This is a genomic window from Streptococcus parasanguinis (assembly GCF_047465465.1).
GTDB lineage: Bacteria > Bacillota > Bacilli > Lactobacillales > Streptococcaceae > Streptococcus > Streptococcus parasanguinis_AI.
The window spans coordinates 603,746-622,954 of record NZ_JASGZU010000001.1; the positions used below are offsets into that span (position 1 = coordinate 603,746).

Annotated in this window: 22 protein-coding genes; 3 read left to right on the forward strand and 19 right to left on the reverse strand. The window is 41.3% G+C overall.

Annotated elements, in window-relative coordinates; translation table 11 throughout:
- Position 1 precedes the first annotated feature (1 nt).
- A complete protein-coding gene (locus QM351_RS03065) occupies positions 2-439 on the reverse strand; it encodes a GNAT family N-acetyltransferase (protein WP_195423291.1) in 438 nt (145 codons plus the stop codon).
- A 195-nt stretch (positions 440-634) separates the two neighbouring features.
- Between QM351_RS03065 and QM351_RS03070 the strand changes: the two genes are divergently transcribed.
- From QM351_RS03070 to pepT, 3 genes are read left to right on the forward strand one after another with little or no spacing between them, the layout of a single operon-like run.
- Positions 635-1,390, forward strand: a complete 756-nt coding sequence (locus tag QM351_RS03070) for a helix-turn-helix transcriptional regulator (RefSeq protein WP_195423293.1) — start codon at positions 635-637, stop codon at positions 1,388-1,390.
- Positions 1,387-2,208 (forward strand): Cof-type HAD-IIB family hydrolase, encoded by an 822-nt coding sequence (locus tag QM351_RS03075; RefSeq protein WP_195423295.1) that lies wholly within the window; start codon positions 1,387-1,389, stop codon positions 2,206-2,208. Before QM351_RS03070 ends, QM351_RS03075 begins: the two co-directional genes overlap by 4 nt.
- A 2-nt stretch (positions 2,209-2,210) precedes the next feature.
- Entirely contained in the window at positions 2,211-3,431 is a 1,221-nt protein-coding gene (gene pepT / locus QM351_RS03080; protein ID WP_195423297.1) for a peptidase T, read from the forward strand.
- Positions 3,432-3,466: 35 nt separating this feature from the next.
- On the opposite strand, the gene QM351_RS03085 is transcribed toward pepT, so the two are convergent.
- The 18 genes from QM351_RS03085 to QM351_RS03170 form a co-directional block, all read right to left on the reverse strand.
- Positions 3,467-5,206: a carbamoyl-phosphate synthase large subunit gene (locus QM351_RS03085; protein ID WP_414326487.1), complete on the reverse strand. Its 1,740-nt coding sequence runs from the start codon at positions 5,204-5,206 to the stop codon at positions 3,467-3,469.
- Complete coding sequence (locus QM351_RS03090) at positions 5,203-6,294, reverse strand: carbamoyl phosphate synthase small subunit (protein WP_414326489.1); 1,092 nt, start codon at positions 6,292-6,294, stop codon at positions 5,203-5,205. The genes QM351_RS03085 and QM351_RS03090 overlap by 4 nt, the downstream gene beginning before the upstream one ends.
- 124 nt (positions 6,295-6,418) lie before the next feature.
- Positions 6,419-7,342 carry an aspartate carbamoyltransferase catalytic subunit gene (locus tag QM351_RS03095; protein ID WP_003001617.1) on the reverse strand — a complete coding sequence of 308 codons (924 nt, stop codon included), beginning with the start codon at positions 7,340-7,342 and terminating at the stop codon, positions 6,419-6,421.
- 46 nt (positions 7,343-7,388) lie between these two features.
- A complete protein-coding gene (gene pyrR / locus QM351_RS03100) occupies positions 7,389-7,907 on the reverse strand; it encodes a bifunctional pyr operon transcriptional regulator/uracil phosphoribosyltransferase PyrR (RefSeq protein ID WP_003001719.1) in 519 nt (172 codons plus the stop codon).
- A gap of 259 nt (positions 7,908-8,166) precedes the next feature.
- Complete coding sequence (locus QM351_RS03105; RefSeq protein WP_049471803.1) at positions 8,167-8,805, reverse strand: Pr6Pr family membrane protein; 639 nt, start codon at positions 8,803-8,805, stop codon at positions 8,167-8,169.
- Positions 8,806-9,029: 224 nt separating this feature from the next.
- Positions 9,030-9,365: a zinc ribbon domain-containing protein YjdM gene (locus QM351_RS03110; protein WP_003016288.1), complete on the reverse strand. Its 336-nt coding sequence runs from the start codon at positions 9,363-9,365 to the stop codon at positions 9,030-9,032.
- 128 nt (positions 9,366-9,493) lie between these two features.
- The gene (locus QM351_RS03115; RefSeq protein WP_414326492.1) at positions 9,494-10,246 is read right to left on the reverse strand and encodes an HAD family hydrolase; all 753 of its coding nucleotides are present in this window, start codon (positions 10,244-10,246) and stop codon (positions 9,494-9,496) included.
- Positions 10,221-10,625: a PaaI family thioesterase gene (locus QM351_RS03120; protein WP_061590603.1), complete on the reverse strand. Its 405-nt coding sequence runs from the start codon at positions 10,623-10,625 to the stop codon at positions 10,221-10,223. The genes QM351_RS03115 and QM351_RS03120 overlap by 26 nt, the downstream gene beginning before the upstream one ends.
- 83 nt (positions 10,626-10,708) lie before the next feature.
- Complete coding sequence (locus QM351_RS03125) at positions 10,709-11,806, reverse strand: hypothetical protein (protein ID WP_414326494.1); 1,098 nt, start codon at positions 11,804-11,806, stop codon at positions 10,709-10,711.
- Positions 11,807-11,809: 3 nt separating this feature from the next.
- Positions 11,810-12,514 (reverse strand): ABC transporter ATP-binding protein, encoded by a 705-nt coding sequence (locus QM351_RS03130; RefSeq protein ID WP_070449037.1) that lies wholly within the window; start codon positions 12,512-12,514, stop codon positions 11,810-11,812.
- Positions 12,511-12,651: a hypothetical protein gene (locus tag QM351_RS03135; protein ID WP_414326497.1), complete on the reverse strand. Its 141-nt coding sequence runs from the start codon at positions 12,649-12,651 to the stop codon at positions 12,511-12,513. The genes QM351_RS03130 and QM351_RS03135 overlap by 4 nt, the downstream gene beginning before the upstream one ends.
- A 180-nt stretch (positions 12,652-12,831) precedes the next feature.
- Positions 12,832-13,299, reverse strand: coding sequence for an 8-oxo-dGTP diphosphatase (locus QM351_RS03140; protein ID WP_414326498.1), 468 nt, complete (start codon positions 13,297-13,299; stop codon positions 12,832-12,834).
- A 26-nt stretch (positions 13,300-13,325) separates the two neighbouring features.
- Positions 13,326-13,757 (reverse strand): hypothetical protein, encoded by a 432-nt coding sequence (locus QM351_RS03145; RefSeq protein ID WP_414326500.1) that lies wholly within the window; start codon positions 13,755-13,757, stop codon positions 13,326-13,328.
- Positions 13,758-14,255: 498 nt separating this feature from the next.
- Positions 14,256-14,879: an NAD(P)H-dependent oxidoreductase gene (locus QM351_RS03150; protein WP_414326502.1), complete on the reverse strand. Its 624-nt coding sequence runs from the start codon at positions 14,877-14,879 to the stop codon at positions 14,256-14,258.
- A gap of 93 nt (positions 14,880-14,972) precedes the next feature.
- The gene (locus QM351_RS03155; protein ID WP_414326504.1) at positions 14,973-15,470 is read right to left on the reverse strand and encodes an N-acetyltransferase family protein; all 498 of its coding nucleotides are present in this window, start codon (positions 15,468-15,470) and stop codon (positions 14,973-14,975) included.
- Between the two features lie 14 nt (positions 15,471-15,484).
- Complete coding sequence (uvrB, locus tag QM351_RS03160; RefSeq protein WP_414326506.1) at positions 15,485-17,473, reverse strand: excinuclease ABC subunit UvrB; 1,989 nt, start codon at positions 17,471-17,473, stop codon at positions 15,485-15,487.
- Positions 17,474-17,726: 253 nt separating this feature from the next.
- Complete coding sequence (locus tag QM351_RS03165; RefSeq protein WP_070505490.1) at positions 17,727-18,416, reverse strand: hypothetical protein; 690 nt, start codon at positions 18,414-18,416, stop codon at positions 17,727-17,729.
- Positions 18,397-19,209 (reverse strand): hypothetical protein, encoded by an 813-nt coding sequence (locus tag QM351_RS03170; RefSeq protein ID WP_070505488.1) that lies wholly within the window; start codon positions 19,207-19,209, stop codon positions 18,397-18,399. Before QM351_RS03170 ends, QM351_RS03165 begins: the two co-directional genes overlap by 20 nt.

Sequence of the window (19,209 nt, forward strand, 5' to 3'; positions counted from 1 at the left end):
CTTAATTCATTATTTTCAAAAATCGCTTCTGCGTTTTATTTCCCTCATAGCCTATGTGTTCGTAAAAGATATGGGCTTCTTTTCGATGAGATCCAGAATTTAAACGGATAAAAGCAGAATGTCTGCTTTTGGCAAGTTCTTCAACTCGCTCCATCAATTGGCGACCGATCCCATGTCCTTGCGCAGAAGGGAAAACCGCTAGACCTAAAATATTTAGACCAGCATCACTATAAAGACTTTCATAAACCTCTGCTTCGACATAACCAAGAATTTTGCCTGTTTGGTCCTCTTCGTGTACAAAACAAAAGTGACCCGAGTCTGGCAGATTGAATTTTTCGATCTGAGCTGCCACTTTCTCAAGGGTCGAATCATACCCCAATGCTTGGTGACACAAATCTCGAATTTGACCTGCATCTTTGACTTGAACGCTACGAATCATACCACAACCTCCATTAATTCTTTGATTTTATCTTAGACCTTTTCCCTCAAAAAGTAAAGGAAAATTAAATGAAATTTCAATGGAAAATCCGATTTATATCAAATCAATCTTTTTTCACATTTATCAGGGATTTCTATTTACTTTTTCGATTTAATTCATTATAATAGAAAAGGTAAATACAAGGAGGTGAGTACGTTGGCCAGAGGTCGTGGAAAAGCAAGTCCTCAAGACAAAGAGGCATTACGGATTATATCGGAAAAGATCCGAGAATTACTGAAAGAACAAGGGAAAAAGCAGATCGAATTATCTCGTATTACTGGAATTCCTGCTAGCACTTTAACTGGTTATGTAAAAGGAACTTCTCTTCCCGTTCCTGAAAATTTGGAGAAGATTGCTGCCTTTTTTCAGGTAGCAGTTGCTGAAATTGACCCTCGATTACGAAATGATTTTGTGGTCATTGATTCAGAGATTGAGAGATTGTACAAACAGCTCGATGAGGGAAATCAAGAAAATCTTCTTTCTTATGGTAAAAGTCTCTTGACCCATCAGAAAGAAAAACAGAAGATTGAAAAGCAATACCACTCTTATTTTGTCTATGATTCTTTTGCATCTTATCAAAATCAGAAACAGGCTGATATCGTCTGGTTTGATCAAAAGATCCCTTACGACTTGGCTTTTTGGATTCATACGGATTCCCTAGAGCCCAAATATGAAAAGGGAGCCGTTGTGTTAATCAAGCAAACCTACTACGATCAGGCAGGGGCTATTTATGCCATTGATTTTGATGGGCAAACTTTGATCAAACGTGTCTTTCGTGAGGCCAACGGGGTACGACTTGTTTCCCTCAATAAGAAATATAGTGATCAGATCATTCCACTAGATGAGGAACCTGGGGTGATTGGAAAAGTGATTGATGGCTTTGTTCCTCTCGATCTGGAGGAGATTAAATGATTCAATTAATCGCGATTGACTTGGACGGAACTCTCTTGCATGAAGATAAGTCGCTGTCTAAAGGCAATATTGAGGCTCTTCATAAGGCCCATGAAGCTGGCTATGACATTGTGATCTGTACGGGACGTCCCTTAGCGGGTGTCCGTCCCATCTTTGAAGAGATTGGTCTTCCGGATGGCAACTACTATATGATTATCAATAACGGCTGTACAACTTTGTCTACTAAGAATTGGGAAATCATTGGCAAGGAAGAATTAAGCCTTGAGGACATGCACCGGTTGCATGTTTTGACGAAAGATTCAGACGTCCAGCTGACCTTATTTGACATAGATCACTACCTAGTAGTCGCACCTGAAGCCAGTGAACTGGTTACGATGGATGCGGGCATTGTTAATAGTAAACCGACACCTGTCTCAGAAGAGGATCTGCCCAACCTTGTTCCTATTTTTCAAGCCATGTATGTAGGAGAGCCTTCTGCTATTTATGCCTTCCAAGCTCAGCACGAGGCTGCGTTGGAAGCCGATTTTAACACTGTTCGTTCACAGAATATCCTATTTGAAATCCTTCCTAAAGGTGCGAGCAAGGCATCTGCTCTTCAAGCATTAAGCCAAACATTAGGCTACAGCAGAGACCAGGTTATGGCTCTTGGAGATGCCAATAATGACCTTGAAATGCTTCGTTTTGCTGGCTATAGCGTCGCTATGGGAAATGGCAATGCTGCTGTCAAGGAAATAGCTGACTTCATCACCTTGACTAATGATGAGGATGGTGTGGCCCATGCTATTCACAAATTAATTGAAACTGAAAAAGGAGAATGATTATGAAATACGCAAATCTGTTGGACCGTTTTATTACCTATGTAAAGGTCAACACACGTTCAGACGAAAACTCTACAACCACTCCAAGTACCCAATCACAAGTTGATTTTGCAACCAAGGTCTTGATCCCTGAGATGAAACGCGTGGGTCTTCAAAACGTCTACTATTTGCCAAACGGCTATGCCATTGGGACACTACCAGCTAATGATCCAAGCTTTACACGCAAGATTGGATTTATCTCTCACATGGACACCGCTGACTTCAATGCGGAAAATGTCAATCCACAAATTGTTGAGAATTATGATGGGGGTGTCATTGCTCTAGGGGATTCTGGTTTCACACTGGATCCAGCTGATTTTGCTCATTTGAACAACTACAAGGGACAAACCTTGATCACGACGGACGGTACTACTCTTCTGGGAGCAGATGATAAATCTGGTATAGCTGAAATTATGACGGCTATCGAATATCTGACAGCGCATCCTGAAATCAAACATGGGGAGATCCGTGTCGGCTTTGGTCCAGATGAAGAAATCGGCGTCGGAGCCGATCAATTTGATGCAGAAGATTTTGATGTAGACTTCGCCTATACGGTTGATGGCGGTCCTCTTGGTGAGCTTCAATACGAAACCTTCTCAGCAGCTGGAGCTGAAATCACCTTCAAAGGACGCAATGTCCACCCAGGTACAGCCAAAGGTCAAATGATCAATGCCCTTCAATTGGCCATTGATTTCCATAACAAACTACCTGAAGGAGCACGTCCTGAATTAACCGAAGGCTATGAAGGCTTCTACCACTTGATGAACATTGAAGGAACTGTTGAGGAAGCAAGTGCCAGTTACATCATTCGGGACTTTGAAACTGAAAGCTTTGAGAAACGCAAAGACCTCATGACATCTATTGTGGATCAGATGAATGCTGAGCTCGGTAGCGAACGCGTTCTCCTCACCCTCAAAGATCAGTACTACAACATGAAGCAAGTGATTGAAAAAGATATGACGCCGATTACCCTTGCTAAGGAAGTCATGGAAGATCTTGGCATCACTCCAATCATTGAACCGATCCGAGGTGGTACAGATGGGTCTAAAATTTCCTTTATGGGAATTCCTACACCAAACATCTTTGCCGGTGGCGAAAATATGCACGGTCGCTTTGAATACGTTAGCCTCCAAACCATGGAACGCGCTGTTGATACCATTATCGGTATTGTAACCAAAAAATAAGTAAAAAAAGGATTCGGATAGATTGTCCGGATCCTTTATTGTAGGTTAGAAAGCTTGATAATATCTTTGACCTGATCAATGGTCTGAATTAGGTTAAGACTTGTCTCATTGATAGGCAGATAATAGACTTTATCTGCCAAAGATTCTGTAAAAGGACGATTGGTGAGTAAGATTACCTGTTGTCCTTTTTCTTTTAACTCTTGCTCCTTCTTTCGTACCTTTTGGTAAAAACTCGGGTCCCGAATTTCTAGATCATCCACTAAGACACAGGGAGCATCCAAACCGAATGATTCATTGGTCCCATTTTGGGTCAGATAATAGGCTGCTCCTGCTTTGACCTCATATAAGCCAGCTGATGGCTCAACCGGAAGAAAGGCTGGACTTGTTGCAACTTCTGCTGCTTTTTCCATTGCTACAAGGTTGGCTAGGACCTGCAAATAGACAGGTGCTAATTTACTCAAATCCAAGAGTTCCTCAAACTCAAAACCACGTTTCAGAGCCTCTAAGATATAGAAGAGCCGATGGGGCATATGACGAGCTATTTTTTGGATTAACTCATCATCGCTCATTTCCTCAGGAAGGATGGTCAGCAAGTTCTTATCTTTAATGGTTTCTAGGGCTTGTTGATAAGCTTCATCGATTCTCTTCCCAAATCCATAAACTGCCCCATAAGAGTGAATTTGGGTATTGAGACGGGCATTTTTAGCAGCATCCGAAAAAATCGGAATCTTAAAGAAGATATAGTCCAAACTTGGTTCGTAAACGGCCTTTAGATCCTTTAATAAGGGGTGAGGCAAATGCTCGAGAGATCGCCCTAATTGTAGCTGAATTCCTTGCTCAAATAAGGAATAGCCCAAGCCCATAGAGGCCATCGAGATACTATCGGAAGCAAATGGATTAACTTCTAGGATATAAAAAGCATAGCTCGTCGGATCCAAAGCAAACTTGATCGAAATGGCTCCTGTAAGCTTCAAATAGCGACTGATGTGGATCGCTGCTTCTCGAAGATTTTGAAACTCCCGGTCAGTCAGGGTGACAGCTGGCATAAATTGATAAGAGTCACTAGAGTGGATCCCGACAGGATCAATGCTTTCAATAGAGGCCGCCAGGTAGTGATTGTCTTCGCGATCGCGCATGACGACAAAATCCAATTCCTTAAAGCCATAGGTCGAAAATTCTAGCAAACACTGCTGACTTGGAGAGACCGAAAGTCCCGTTTCCACTGCTTCGCACAAGTCATCCAGGTTATGAGCAATCTTTCGCCCCTGCCCTTGCTTACTCGCTACCGGCCAGATCATAATAGGAAATTGAATGCCTTCAGAAAACTCGATGGCTTCGCGAACCGAACCAACCAGTGCGGAAGCGGGTACCTGATAGCCCAACTCTTGAAAGAGGCGTCGTTGATCCGCCTGCTGATAAAAACTACGGTAGCGTTGGAGGCTCGGTCCGATAATCATGATCGATTCGTCCTTGAAAAATCCAGTTTCTTCCAAACGAAACAAGAGATTCAAAATCTGTTTATCCGCAAAGGCTAAGAGCAAGCGAGATCCAGTATAAGAAAGAAGAGTCGTCCTAAGAGCATCCAACTTGAGCTTACTGACTACAACCTGTTCTCCAGCTTCCTGTGTGATAGCATTTTCTTCACCCAGATAAAGGACAAGAGCATTCCCATCCTTGACATTAAGTTTTTGTGCTTCATTTACCGCAGCCAAGAGGCTAATATCCTGATAAGAATCTCCACATAGGAGAAGCAATTTCTGGTTTTCTTTCATCATTCCTTCTCCCTTCTACTTTCGTGAATTTTGGCATCAATCAACTCTAAAAATTCATCGTAAAAATAGAGATTGTCCCTTGGCCCTGGACTAGCATCCACTTGGAATTGAACCCCTAAAATCGGTTGGTAACGATGACGAAAACCTTCAATACTATGGTCATTTACGTTTTCATGCGTGACCAATAAATCATGAGGCAGACTATCTCTGGCAATACTATACAAATGATTTTGACTCGTTATCTCGATTTTTCCTGTCGCAATTTCACGCACAGGAATATTTAAGCCGAAATGCCCGACTTCCATGGGAGCTAGCTCAGCCCCGTAAGCTTGAGCCAGTACCTGTGCTCCCAAGCCCATGCCCCAGATCGGAATTTGACCATTGATTTTTTGGATCAAGCGACAGAGTTTTTTCACCTGATGGGGATCGCCAGGCCCACTGGATAAAATAACGCCATCGGGCTGCTGTTCCATCAGTTCATTATAAGAGTTGTCATAGGGATAGACCGTAACATTACAGTCCCTTTGACTCAGCTGGCGTAAGACAGAGTGTTTGACACCTAAATCAATCAAGGCAATACTCTTTCCAAAACCTGGTACAGCATAGGCTGTTTTTGTCGAGACTTGACGCACTTGGTTTTTGGGAAGCACTGTCGCTCGCAACTGATCCAGGATATGCTCGATCGAATCCCCCTTGTTAATGACAGTCGCCTTCATCCGTCCATACTTGCGGACAATTTTTGCTACCTGTCTCGTATCAATCCCTACAATACCAGGGATTTTTTTTCGCTTCAAGAATTCATCCAAGGTCATCTGCTGCCGCCAATTGCTCGGCATCTCCACCAGATGCTGAACCACTACTGCTAAACAAGTGGGCGTAATCGATTCAGAATCGTCCCGATTGATCCCTGTTGCGCCAATAACTGGAAAGGTAAAGGAGAGGATCTGGCCACTAAAAGCCTGATCCGTGATCAATTCTTGATAGCCTGTCATGGCTGTCGTAAAGACCAATTCACCAGTCACATATAAGTCTGCACCAAAGGCTTCTCCTTCAAATACAGTCCCATCCTCTAGGACCAATAATCGTTTCATCGAACCCCTCCCTTCTTTTACACTAATCCAATTTTATCATAGTTCCTCAAAAAAAGGAAAGTCAGATTCCATGTAGCTCTCTACTCTGTCCTCTTTCTTTCCTTTCAATGAATTGTCAGTTTTCTTATTTTGCACCGCGACCTTTAAGGACGGCTTCAATGATGGCCATACGGACAAAGACACCGTTGGTCATTTGTTCTACGATGCGTGATTTAGGAGCTTCTACCAAGTGGTCCGCAATTTCAACGTCACGGTTGACTGGTGCTGGGTGCATCAAGATCGCTGTATCTTTCATACGGTCATAACGTTCTTGAGTCAAACCATGAAGACGGTGGTAGTTTTCTTTAGAGAAGAGTGATTCGTAATCATGACGTTCGTGTTGCACACGCAAGAACATCATCACATCTACTTCTTCAATGACTTCATCGATAGTGACGAAACTTCCATAGTCTTCAAATTCCGCACTTCTCCATTCGTCTGGACCTGCAAAGTAAAGGGTTGCTCCCAAACGTTTCAAGATTTGCATATTTGATTTTGCCACACGTGAATGATCCAAGTCCCCAGCGATACAAACTTTCAAGCCATCAAAGTGACCGAATTCTTGGTAAATGGTCATCAAATCAAGCAAGCTTTGACTTGGGTGTTGACCTGAACCGTCCCCACCATTGACGATAGAGGCTGTGATCGTTGGGCTTTCAACCAATTCTTTGTAGTAGTCCACTTCAGGGTGACGGATGACACAGACATCTACTCCAAGAGCTGACATGGTCAAGATGGTATCGTAAAGTGTTTCCCCTTTGTTCACAGAACTTGTCTTCACATCAAAGTCAAGGAGATCACATCCCAATTTCAACTCTGCCACTTCAAAGGCTTTGTGGGTACGAGTTGAAGGTTCAAAGAAAAGGTTTGAGATGATGTGTTGGTCTTCGTAGGATGCTTTAGCTCCGTTTTTGAACTCAATCCCACGTTTGATCAATGCCATTACTTCTTCATTGGTAAGAGTTTCCATTGAGACAAGGTTTTTAAGAGCGATTTGATTTTCAGACATGTTGATTCTCCTTTTAAAATGTGAATGCAAATAGTTTACAATTTGTTTAAGCTTCTTTGATGAGGACGCGGTCTTGGCCGTCTAGCTCCACCATCTCGACAATGATTTCCTCTGACTTACTGGTTGGGATATTTTTCCCAACAAAGTCCGGACGAATCGGCAACTCCCGATGCCCACGATCGACTAGAACCGCAAGACTTACTCGAGCAGGACGACCGTGACTGACCAGATTGTCAATGGCAGCGCGAATCGTGCGACCTGTATAGAGGACATCATCGATCAAGATGACCTCTCTATGAGCGATATCAACTGGTAACACCGTCGTATCTTCTGTCGCCTTCATGTCATCTCGGAAAGGCTTGGTATCGAGTTCTGCAACAGGGACATCAATTTGTTCCAGCTGAGAGAGGCGTTCTTGGATCCGGCGAGCAATGTAAACACCGCGCGTCTTGATTCCCACCAGCACAATCTGGCTTAAATCTTTGTTTCGTTCAATGATTTCGTAGGTGATCCGGGTAATGGCCCGTTTCATCGTCAAATCATCAACGACTTCTTTGGTTTTCATTCAGTCCTCCTTAGTTGTAAAAGAAAAACCTCCTTTTTCAAGGAGGTTCAGCAAATGAATGGTCTAAGAGGATAGAGTCTCGCCCTATGGTCCTAGCCATTGTTTTTCACAGTCTCCTTGCCTGCCTCACGGGACAGGATTAAAGGATTTATTTAATTGAGATAACTATATCACAGTTTCAAACGACATGCAAGAAAAAACTCAACATTTTTCAAAAAAATTTAAAGATATGACTTTTCGTCTGAATAACGTTCGGCTTTTACTCAGAAACAGCCGATTTTCGCTTAATATTTTTGATCCCATAGAGCACATAGCCAGCCAAGAGATAGGCGATAAAAATGATCACCACCCATTTGCCAACAAAGGCCCAGCCGTATTTATTAACATTGATAAAGAAATAGGCAAAGGGACTATCTTTTGCACCTGGAATTGGCCACTTCAAGACCAAACCATTGAGAAGAGCAAAGAGCATGTAAGCCAGTGGAATCAAGGTCCAAAAGAAAGGATCGAGCTTACGGTATTGCTTGGCTTTATCAATCACTAGGGTATCAAAGAAGAACATCAAAGGAACGATGTAATGACAGAGGAAGTTTTCCAAACGATAAAACTTCTCTGGTGTCGCAATAGGCGCCAACATAAAGTGGTAGATGACACAGGTAATCATAATGGACATAGTAACTGCGCCTTTCATACGAAGGTAGCCCTGAGTCTGGGTCGAACGACCTCGAACCATGCGCCAAACCATATCTCCCATGAAGAACATGACCAACATGTTGGATAAAATGGTGTAATAGAGCATCATGCCAAAGCCACCATGCTTGGTCAGTTGCAGATAAACGCCGAGCACACTTAAAATAAACAATAGAAAACGATAGCTAAATAATAGTTTGAATTTCATAGTATTCTCCTGAAAGAAAAGGGGGTAGCCCCTTCAGTTTAATCAGGAACTTTCCTTAAGTGAGGACGGACGTCAGCGAACTTCTACGAAGTTCCATGACTTAGTTTTGAACCTAAAGTTTCAAAACTCCCGAGTACTTGAATCAATACTGTTTCAAGTACTTTTCTCACAGCGGAAAGTTCCATTATAAACTTAAACAACTCTATCAATTTGTGTACTGTTCTTTAGATCTTCTTCACAAATTCTGATTTGAGCTTCATTGCACCAAAGCCATCAATCTTACAATCAATGTTGTGGTCTCCTTCAACGATACGGATGTTTTTCACGCGCGTACCTTGTTTCAAATCTTTCGGTGCACCCTTCACTTTCAAATCTTTGATCAAGGTCACTGTATCGCCATCAGCCAATTTGTTTCCGTTGGCATCAATCGCTACGACACCCTCTTCTTCTTCGACCTCAGCTGGGTTCCATTCATACGCACACTCTGGGCACACCAAGAGCGCTCCATCTTCATAGACGTATTCAGAGTTACATTTTGGACAGTTTGGTAAGTTATTCATGTTTATCTCCTTATTCAAATTAACTTTCATAGTATACCATGAAAGCGAAAATTTGACAAATCCTGCTCGACTGTAGCATTTTCAAGAAAAATGGAGGCGACTTGGCCTCCCTACATAGATCATATTTTTCAATCTTCCTGTAATTCTCGAATATCTTGAATCACGCGCACACCTGCTTGATTCTTCTCGCGAAGTTCAACATCAGAATATGGGAAGGTATTGATCAAGATACTCTCCATCCCGATACTTTGGGCCACGGCGACATCTGTCGTAAAGTCATTCCCCACCATGACCGTTTTCTCAGGGTTCAACTGGTGTTCTTTCATCACTTCCAAGAGAAACTCTGGCTGAGGTTTGCGAATACCTGCATCAGATGACAAGTAAATGGCATGGAAAAGTTCTCTCAAACCAACCAAATCAATCTCCGGATTGGTAAAATCCGCTTGGGCATTGGATAAGAGAAAGATCCGGCAACCTGCAGCTTTCATATCCTCTAATACTTCTTTCGTGTGAGGATAGAGCTCCAACCGCTTGCGAGAAAGGACACGGAAAGTCCGCGCAATCAAACGTCCCCACTCTTTGAGGTGGACAACACTATTCCCGCTTGGATGGCCTTCTAAATACAATTGCACAAAAATGACTGTCAGATCAATCTCAGGATGGGCAACTTGTTTTTCCTTGGCCAAGTCTTCTTCAGCTTGTTGCACCAACTCTCTATAACGCAGGCGCAGACTTTCTCCTGTGTAGCTTGCCCCGTAGGATTGGTAAATCTGAGCCATGGTATCCCATAAAACTGGACTTGACTCATCGGTTTCGATGTCTACCAAGGTTCCATAAAAATCAAAAATATAATTTTTAAATGCGTACTTGTGCGGATTCATCTCTCACTCCCGTAACAAACATGGTAAAGGTTGCCTTGCAGACATTGACACCGTCTTGATTGGTAATATCAACATCCACAACTCGAGTCGTCCGTCCACTGTGGACACATTCCCCGTGAATCGTGAGGACATCTCCTAGGCGCCCTGCTTTCAAGTAATTGATGGAGGATTGCAAGGTCACACCATCGACCCCCTGAGAAACCACGACCAAACCACTGACTTGGTCACACAGGGTAAAGAGATAGCCTCCATGCGCATTTCCATAATAATTGAGCGATGATTCCACGACCTTGGTTGTCACCACTACATGGCCATCTCTCATCTTTTCGATTTCGTAATTTTCAAATGCAGCAATTGCATCAAAGTGAAAATCTTTCATATACTTGCCACCTTTTCTAGCATCTTTTCAACTCCTCTATCATACTACAATTAAGGTATAGATACAAGCGAAGGAGCAATTCCTTAGAAACAGAAAAGGAGACTCCAACTAAGTAAGAAGACGATACTAGGAACAATGTATTTTCGTGGGTGCTTCCAACATTCCCTCTTTAAATTCCATTTTCTTAAAGGGAAATAGATTTCAATAAGTAAGTGCAAAAAAGCTTCCACTACTGCTAGAATCATGACTCCTAGTAAAAATAGAATCCCCAAGTCAGGCATGACCACCATTTTTAATAATAGAGCAACAAATAGATTCACAGCTAAGAAATAAGTCAGCAATACACGGTAATACATCAAGTAAAAGAACCAACTCTTAGGAAGGGACTTAACATGATCAATCAAATCTTTATCCGCGGAAATGAGGGTGGTTAATGGCGTATTGACAGAAGCCATCGTTAAAAGAATGATGATTTTTAAAGGAGCATCATAATCCTGTATCAGAATGAGAAGGAGGAAGATGAGGGTAAAGACAAAATTGATGGAAAAATAGCGCTCTTGAAACAAGGAAAGCCAAAAATAATTGCCACTTCTTCTCTTTGCGACGAGCAACTGATCATTTTTTGAAATCGCGACCAGGTCCTCATTTTTAAAAATTAAGACAGCAAGGAGGGCTGACAGTAAGATCATATAGGACACTTGTTGGAGCCATAAAGAAGAGACTGTAAGAACAGTCGTTACAAAAATGAGCACCTCACCTAGAAAACTGGGCCTTGTATTGAACTGGATAAAGACATAAAACACACTCAATACCACCAGTAAAGATAGGAGGACAAGCTTAAAGGATTGTGGCAGGTCTAACTTGACTCCCAAAAAGAGGATCAATAACAGCACGCGCTCTAACAAATTGAGAAGAAAGGTTACCGTCAGAAAAGAACCTTTGAAACGATTGAGAGACAAAGGAAGCTGGTAATAGGCCTGGACCCTGTCCATCGAAAAGTAGGAATACAACAATTGAAAGGTTGATAGAGCAGTGACAATAGCCGTACTGATCAATAAGACTTGAAAGCTCGTAGAAAATTTGCCCCCAACAACATGGTAATAAAGAGCAAAAGCTAAGGAAGTCAAGAACAAGAAGAGCCGATTTTTGGATACCAAATCTCTAAAAATAGCTAGTAGCATGCTCTACCCCCTCTGACGATTGACGTCATGAAACCAATCTTCTAGATTCGATTCGATCGCGTCTAGGTGACCATCTTCAATAGAATAAGCTGTGTCACACACCCGAACGATACTCTCTGCGATATGCGAACTCATCAGAATAGAGCCTTCTTCCTTATACTGCAATAGCAAACCATATAGAAATTCTGTCGCATCAAAATCTAGGCCATCAAATGGTTCGTCCAAAATAAGGAGGGGAGGTTTGAGATAAAAAGCTGTAATCAAGAAGACTTTCTTCTTATTTCCCGTTGACAAACTACCGATATCGGTGTTGAGAAACTCTTCAAAATGAAAGCTTGAAATCAGGTCCTGCAATAACGTTTCATCTCTCTTTCGATGATACAAACGACAGACAAAATTAAAATAATGAACAAAATCCCAGTTTAAAAAACTATTGTTTTCAGTAAAAACTGTATAGGTACAGCTCTTATAGAAATTCGTATGAAAAGAGGTCGCCTTGTCTTCTATGGTAATAGACTCAACTACATACTGCCGATGATCAAAGACACTACTTAAAGCTTTTAGCAAGGTTGTCTTCCCTGCTCCATTTCGACCAATCAACCCGACTACAGAATGATTGGGTACAAACAAATTCGTATCTTTTATAATGGGCTTGTCTTTTTTATACCAAACGTTTAGCCCCTTGATGTTTAAACACTCACTCTTCATCGACGCACTCCTTTATAAAGGTAATAAGCCCCAACCAAAAGCAACAGCAAAGCGTACAACCATTCCTTTTGAAAGGCAAAGACTAAGGCACCGATCAAGAAGCAAATTCCTATCAGGATTCTAAATTGTAATTTCATATCTTGCCTTCTTTCTATTCACAGTATGAAAGATTACAATTGTATTTTATGCTTATACTATAGTACTTTTTTAAAGCAGATTCAAGCACTAATGGAACATTCTCAATGCTTTAAGCAACATTTTATCTTTGAAGAGAAATTTGAAGAGAAAAAAGAACTAGATACCTCTAGTCCCTTTACTTAAAATCTTAATTTTTCCCAGTCGTCGTCTGTCCGTTTGCGATAATAGAACTCAGACAAGTCCGGGTCTTCCATCACTTCCAGCAGAGGAAGCATGTCGTAGGACAAGTCCAACTTTTCTAATTGGTCCTTCTCAACCCAAGAAACTTCTCCTTCTTCAGATGATCTGAGCTGGCCTGTAAATTCTGTTGCTTTGTAGCAAAAGACAATATAGCGGCCTCCCTCATCTGGCTCCCAGTCTTTGACTGCGACCAGTTTTGGATCTGCAATTGTCAGTCCTGTCTCTTCGTAGACTTCACGAATGACGGATTCTACAAGGCTTTCTCCTTCTTCGATATGGCCACCTGGAAAAGCATGGCCAGCCCAGTGAGTCTTTTCAGGTGAGCGGTATTGGAGGACAACTTTATTCGTTGAAGTGTCTTCAATCAGACATAGATTTGTTAAAATGGTAGATGTTTCGCGTGACATATATTTCCTTTCTATGATATTGACAATTAATCAATATAAACCTTTTTCTTTATCTCTTTTTTCATCACAAAGGGATTTACCAGCTCATGGTATTCATCATAGTCATCCAAAAGAGAGCCTCTCTGAAAGACAATTGACTTCTCTTTTAAATAATATTCCGAGTGAATCGTTACCGGACCATGGCCATCAAAGGTAAAGAACAACTCAATGAAAAATGCTAGAATCAGGCTAGCAAAGAGACTCAAGAGAACACTCACAAGATTCTTCCAATTTGGTGCATGTTTTCGATAGAAGCGATACCAGATGTGACTAAAAGCCGTCACAGCTCCAAGATACAGCCAGGGATTCCAGAGGAGCGGCGTAAAGGCACAACCATTGAAGTCCAAAAGGAAGTTAGCAAAAACAAAAAGCAACAAAATCAGATACAAGATTCGAAACAGGTTCCGATACTTTCTCATGTTGATCTCCCTTTCTTAGTAATTGGTTTAAACTGGATCTCCTAAAGTAACATCAACAGAATATGATAACCTAACCGGAGCCAATGTTCTATAAGGGGCGTATCCGGATCATTTTTTTTGCTGTCTAAGAATAGACTTAGCGATAATAAAAGTAAGCTAAGTGCTATAACTATTTTAAGAACCAATCTCATACCACCAAGAGCTAAAGAAACTATTGAACCAATTAGTGGTAAAGGGGAAAATATAAATGCCACTATGCCGAAATAGATCTTAATCAATGATAAAACCAATAAACCATAAACAACAATCTTCGTAAATAGAGAGACTCTTTTATCTTCTTTTTTCAGTTTTGAAATGAAATAGATGACATAGATCATATACATAAACAGCAACATATTTATTTCCCCTATTTCCCATAGATTTTAATTCTATTTTATCCAACATCCGTTAAGAATACAACCGCTTGCCTAGAAATGTCCAACAAAGACAAGGACAGGATCAGAGTTTCTTCACTTCTGCTGCTACCTTTTGGAGATGCTGTTCCCGCATGCTAGCGGTATTCACATCCCGGCCGACTTCTCCTAAGATGCAGACGCGCTTGGTTTTAATCCCACAGTGGTTCAAGACGGCATTCTTCAAAACAGAGATGCCATAACTATCAGGAATGTTAAGAGAACCTGAAAAAATCTTGTACCACCAAGTAGGCGCCATGGAGGTCGCATAAATACTGGCTGTTTTCCCTTTGAGCAACTTCTTAAATTGTTTGCCTCTAAAGTAATTCCAGATAAAGCTACCCTGATCATTTGCCGAGTAGGCAATCCCCGGTGTAAAGACCCGGTCGATCCAGCCCTTCATAAGGCTCGGCATACTACTCCACCAGATGGGATAGACAAAGATCAGGTGATCCGCCCACTGGATCCATTCTTGAGAACGAAGGATAAAGGGATCTTCTTCCATCCGCTTTCGGTAGCCATAGCGAAGAACCGGATCAAAGTCCTCATCATTGAGACTGATCACTTTAAGTTCATGGCGACCTGGGTCAATATTTTCTACAATGGTTTGAAAAATAGCCTGACAGTAACTTTCCTTATCCGGATGCCCATTGATGACTAGAATCTTCATTCGTCTTCTCCTTCATCTCTTTGGTTCATTCTATCTCTTTTATATTTTTACTTGATTAATTGATAATGTTTCAAAGATTGATAGATACGTCCTTTAGGAATTTTTATTTGAAGAACACATCATCCGCAATTCCTTAACAGGTTTTCCAAGTGTAAGTATTTGTTCTTGGCCATCAAAAGTAAAACCCATTTTTTGATAGAAAGCAATGGCTCGCTTATTATCTTTCAATACCCATAAATAAATTTCAGAGAATGGATCAAGAGCAGCAAATGCAGCATGCATTAACTGTTTACTCACACCTTTTCCATAGTAATCTTTTAAAACATATAAGGCAATGATTTCACCAGCTTGAATGGTCTCATCACGGTAATTTCCATAGCTGATAAATCCAACGACCTTCTTTCCATCCATCGCAATCAAGGTATTTTCTGGATATTTTTGACTAAAGAATCGACATTTTTCTAATGTCATCGTCTCCTGAAAATCCGCGGGTAAAAGATCGTCATAAGCCTCTCTCCACGTTTGCCAATGAACGAGAGATTTTCCTTCTATCTCTTCAGGAGTTTCCATTGTTTTAATGATAAACTTCAATCGCTTTATCCTTTCTAATCCAAGGCCTTCACTTCCAACATCATATCGCGGATTTGCGCTGCCAGCTCGAAATCAAGCACTTCGACGGCTTCTTGCATTTGGCCTTGCAGTTTCTTGACCAGTTCTTTGCGCTCTTGGCGGTTGAGACTGGTGATGTCCACTTCCTTGTCCTCTTCTTTGGCCACCGCCTTGGTAACAGAGATGAGATCACGGATTTCCTTTTTAATGGTTTGTGGCACAATGCCATGCTCTTCATTATAGGCCATCTGAATCTGACGACGGCGGGCCGTTTCATCGATGGCTTTCTGCATAGACTGGGTCACGGTGTCCGCATACATGATCACGTGACCCTCACTATTACGGGCTGCACGGCCAATGGTCTGAATGAGCCCTCGCTCATTACGGAGGAAACCTTCCTTGTCCGCATCGAGAATGGCAACCAAGCTTACCTCAGGAACGTCAATCCCTTCGCGAAGCAGGTTGATTCCGACCAAGACATCAAAAACACCCAGACGCAAATCACGGATGATTTCTGTCCGCTCTAAGGTCTTAATATCCGAGTGCATGTATTTGACCTTAACACCCATTTCCTTAAAGTAGTCGGTCAAGTCTTCTGCCATCTTCTTGGTCAAGGTGGTGACAAAGGTCCGCTCTCCACGTTCTACACGCGCATTGATCTCACCCAAGAGATCGTCCATTTGTCCCATGGTAGGGCGTACTTCCACTTCTGGATCCAGAAGACCAGTTGGACGAATAATCTGCTCGATCACGGTATCCGTCTGTTCCATCTCATAGTCACCTGGTGTCGCTGACACATAGACAATCTGGTGGACATGGCTTTCAAACTCTTCACGACGCAGTGGCCGGTTGTCCAAGGCAGATGGCAAACGGAAGCCATAGTTGACCAGCATCTCCTTGCGCGAGCGGTCTCCATTGTACATGCCCTTGATTTGGCCCATGGTCATGTGACTTTCATCGATCATGATGAGGAAATCTTCAGGGAAGAAGTCAAGAAGGGTGTAAGGTGGCTCTCCTTCACTCCGTCCGTCCATATGACGGGAGTAGTTTTCGACCCCATTAGTGTAGCCCATTTCCCGCAACATTTCAATATCATACTCAGTCCGTTGCTTCAAGCGTTGAGCTTCTATGAGCTTGCCTTCCTTTTCAAAGACCTTCAACTGCTCCTCTAGTTCCGCCTGAATCTTGGAAATCGCCACTTCCATATGGTCGTCATTGGTCACGAAGTGAGTGGCTGGGAAGATCGCTAAGTGGTCCACATCTCCTAGAACCTGGCCGGTCAAAGCTTCAATCTCACGAATCCGCTCAATCTCATCCCCGAAAAACTCGACTCGAAAGGCATGCTCATCACGCGAAGCTGGGAAAATCTCGACCACATCTCCACGGACACGGAATTTCCCCCGTTGAAAGTCGATGTCATTGCGCTCAAACTGAATGTCCACCAGGTCATTGAGCAAACGATCACGAGAAATCTCGAGACCTGGACGTAAGCTGACCACGCTATCGGCATATTCCTTAGGCGAACCCAAACCATAGATACAAGAGACAGAGGCCACAACAATCACATCGTTACGCTCCAACAAAGCTGATGTTGCGGAGTGACGAAGCTTGTCAATCTCATCATTGACAGAGCTATCTTTTTCGATATAAGTATCGCTCGATGGCACATAGGCTTCTGGCTGGTAGTAATCATAGTAAGATACGAAGTACTCAACCGCATTTTCAGGGAAAAATTCCTTGAACTCTCCATAAAGTTGGCCTGCTAGGGTTTTATTGTGGGCGATGACCAAGGTAGGCTTATTGACCTGGGCAATAACCTGGCTCATGGTGTAGGTCTTCCCCGTACCAGTTGCTCCCATCAAGATTTGCGCCTTCTCACCACCCTCGATGTTATCCACCAACTGTTCAATGGCCTGCGGTTGATCCCCAGACGGTTGGTATTTGGATACTAGTTTAAATTTGTTATCTGTTACTCGATTAATCATCTCTTTGACCTCACATATATAGACCTTATTTTACCATAAATCACTAGAATTCTCTGAGATGAGGAATGAAAGGGAAAACAACATATTACAAAATAATTAATTGGACACGCATTAGAGTGAAAACTAAACAAGACTCTCGCAATTACTTCGAAAGTCTTGTCTTTTATTCTAAAACAATGCAATACGTAATAAACATCAGTGTCCATGATATACAAAATTAGCAAGGTTTGCTCATCAGTATCATTTTTATTTACTACTTAACTTCTTGATTCCTTACCAAGAGGTAGAGAGTTACCCCAAGTGAACATACAAATCCAACAACGTAAATACAGAGTTGAAAATTGGAAGCACTACCTAAAATGGTATCCGCAACAATATTATAAAATAGATAACTAGTCAATGGTTCCACTACTCTTTCTATGAATGGTTGTACCAAAATAGGAAATAGCAGCAAAATAGCTAAACTCCCCATTGGACTTTTGAAAAAATAACTTAAAAAGTAAGAAATTAAAAAATATTGGATGGAGCCAATCAAATAGAAACTGAAAAGTTCTAAACTGACACCATTTTCGCTACTAAAAAAATGAAACCATACAAGCAGTACAATGAAATACAAGGTTGATTGTAGTACTACATCACATAATTCTACGAACAGGATCCGAATTGAACTTAAGATCCTTTTTCCACTTACCAAATAAACTAGTTTTGTTTCGTGTGATTGTAACTCAACAAATGCATTAACACACCCAATACTAACTGAGAGTATTGATGCAAAAACAAGAGCTTGCTTTATAGATAATTGTACAACAGTATCATTGATTGCAACTGGTAAAACACCTAAGAGACACACAAAACCTATAAAAAGGGACTGTATAGCTATCTGGTACTTCACGGGTTTTAAACTATATTTTTTGACAATAAGACTAAAAAATATTCTTGCCATTCTTCCTCCTCATTCGAATCATTTCTACAAGCATTATGAATACCAAGAACAAGATTCCTTCTACTACTAAAAGTGTAAATCCATATAATTGGCTCGTTTGAATCCCTTCAATTCGGCCAAAAGCAAATGACTTTGCTCCAATCAAAGGCAAGAGATTTTCTATTTTAGAGGAAATTCCTCTTAGAATACCTGATAAAGTGATCACCAATAACAAAACAACTGCAATTAATGAAGTCACTGATTTTTTCGTTACTATTACGAAAAGTATAGCTAATAAAGTAAGAACGATCGCAAATATCATAACTCTTACCGTAACATCTAAAAACAAAGTAAATTCTAAATAATTCCTTAAAGTTGAATCTAGAAAAACGAGTAAAACAACAAAATTTACTATAGAAAATACTAAAGTAGAAAATATCGATAAGACAACTGAACTTGTAATAAAACCAGTAAGACGAACTTTCCAGTTAGGAATCAATAACTGAGTAAAATTATCATCACCAAATTGGTAATGGGTTGAATAAACAAGTGAAACTAAGATTGGTAAGAAAATAACACTTGCTTGGTAGGGTGAGGATAAGAGAGCATCCCTGACTGTATAGACTGGATTCGATGATAGCATAGATGGATCAAGGTTAACAGCCTGTCCATTTCCTTCTACTAAAGCATTTATCACCTGGATATTTTGAATTGAAAAAAATATGCTGACTCCTAAAATAAGAAAAAAAGTAATTTTAAAAGTAGGTAAACTACAATATTTATAGAGGTCACTAAAAAAGGAACGCTTCAACAT

Coding starts and splice junctions, on each gene's coding strand:
- QM351_RS03125 (WP_414326494.1), bottom strand. CDS start 11,806: ATGCTACTAGCTATTTTTAGAGATTTGGTATCCAAAAATCGGCTCTTC.
- QM351_RS03085 (WP_414326487.1), bottom strand. CDS start 5,206: ATGATGAAAGAAAACCAGAAATTGCTTCTCCTATGTGGAGATTCTTAT.
- QM351_RS03090 (WP_414326489.1), bottom strand. CDS start 6,294: ATGAAACGATTATTGGTCCTAGAGGATGGGACTGTATTTGAAGGAGAA.
- QM351_RS03120 (WP_061590603.1), bottom strand. CDS start 10,625: ATGAAAGATTTTCACTTTGATGCAATTGCTGCATTTGAAAATTACGAA.
- QM351_RS03105 (WP_049471803.1), bottom strand. CDS start 8,805: ATGAAATTCAAACTATTATTTAGCTATCGTTTTCTATTGTTTATTTTA.
- QM351_RS03145 (WP_414326500.1), bottom strand. CDS start 13,757: ATGAGAAAGTATCGGAACCTGTTTCGAATCTTGTATCTGATTTTGTTG.
- QM351_RS03140 (WP_414326498.1), bottom strand. CDS start 13,299: ATGTCACGCGAAACATCTACCATTTTAACAAATCTATGTCTGATTGAA.
- pyrR (WP_003001719.1), bottom strand. CDS start 7,907: ATGAAAACCAAAGAAGTCGTTGATGATTTGACGATGAAACGGGCCATT.
- QM351_RS03065 (WP_195423291.1), bottom strand. CDS start 439: ATGATTCGTAGCGTTCAAGTCAAAGATGCAGGTCAAATTCGAGATTTG.
- QM351_RS03130 (WP_070449037.1), bottom strand. CDS start 12,514: ATGAAGAGTGAGTGTTTAAACATCAAGGGGCTAAACGTTTGGTATAAA.
- QM351_RS03110 (WP_003016288.1), bottom strand. CDS start 9,365: ATGAATAACTTACCAAACTGTCCAAAATGTAACTCTGAATACGTCTAT.
- QM351_RS03170 (WP_070505488.1), bottom strand. CDS start 19,209: ATGTTGAAGCGTTCCTTTTTTAGTGACCTCTATAAATATTGTAGTTTA.
- QM351_RS03095 (WP_003001617.1), bottom strand. CDS start 7,342: ATGTCTGAAAATCAAATCGCTCTTAAAAACCTTGTCTCAATGGAAACT.
- QM351_RS03165 (WP_070505490.1), bottom strand. CDS start 18,416: ATGGCAAGAATATTTTTTAGTCTTATTGTCAAAAAATATAGTTTAAAA.
- QM351_RS03135 (WP_414326497.1), bottom strand. CDS start 12,651: ATGAAATTACAATTTAGAATCCTGATAGGAATTTGCTTCTTGATCGGT.
- QM351_RS03150 (WP_414326502.1), bottom strand. CDS start 14,879: ATGAAGATTCTAGTCATCAATGGGCATCCGGATAAGGAAAGTTACTGT.
- pepT (WP_195423297.1), top strand. CDS start 2,211: ATGAAATACGCAAATCTGTTGGACCGTTTTATTACCTATGTAAAGGTC.
- QM351_RS03075 (WP_195423295.1), top strand. CDS start 1,387: ATGATTCAATTAATCGCGATTGACTTGGACGGAACTCTCTTGCATGAA.
- QM351_RS03115 (WP_414326492.1), bottom strand. CDS start 10,246: ATGAATCCGCACAAGTACGCATTTAAAAATTATATTTTTGATTTTTAT.
- uvrB (WP_414326506.1), bottom strand. CDS start 17,473: ATGATTAATCGAGTAACAGATAACAAATTTAAACTAGTATCCAAATAC.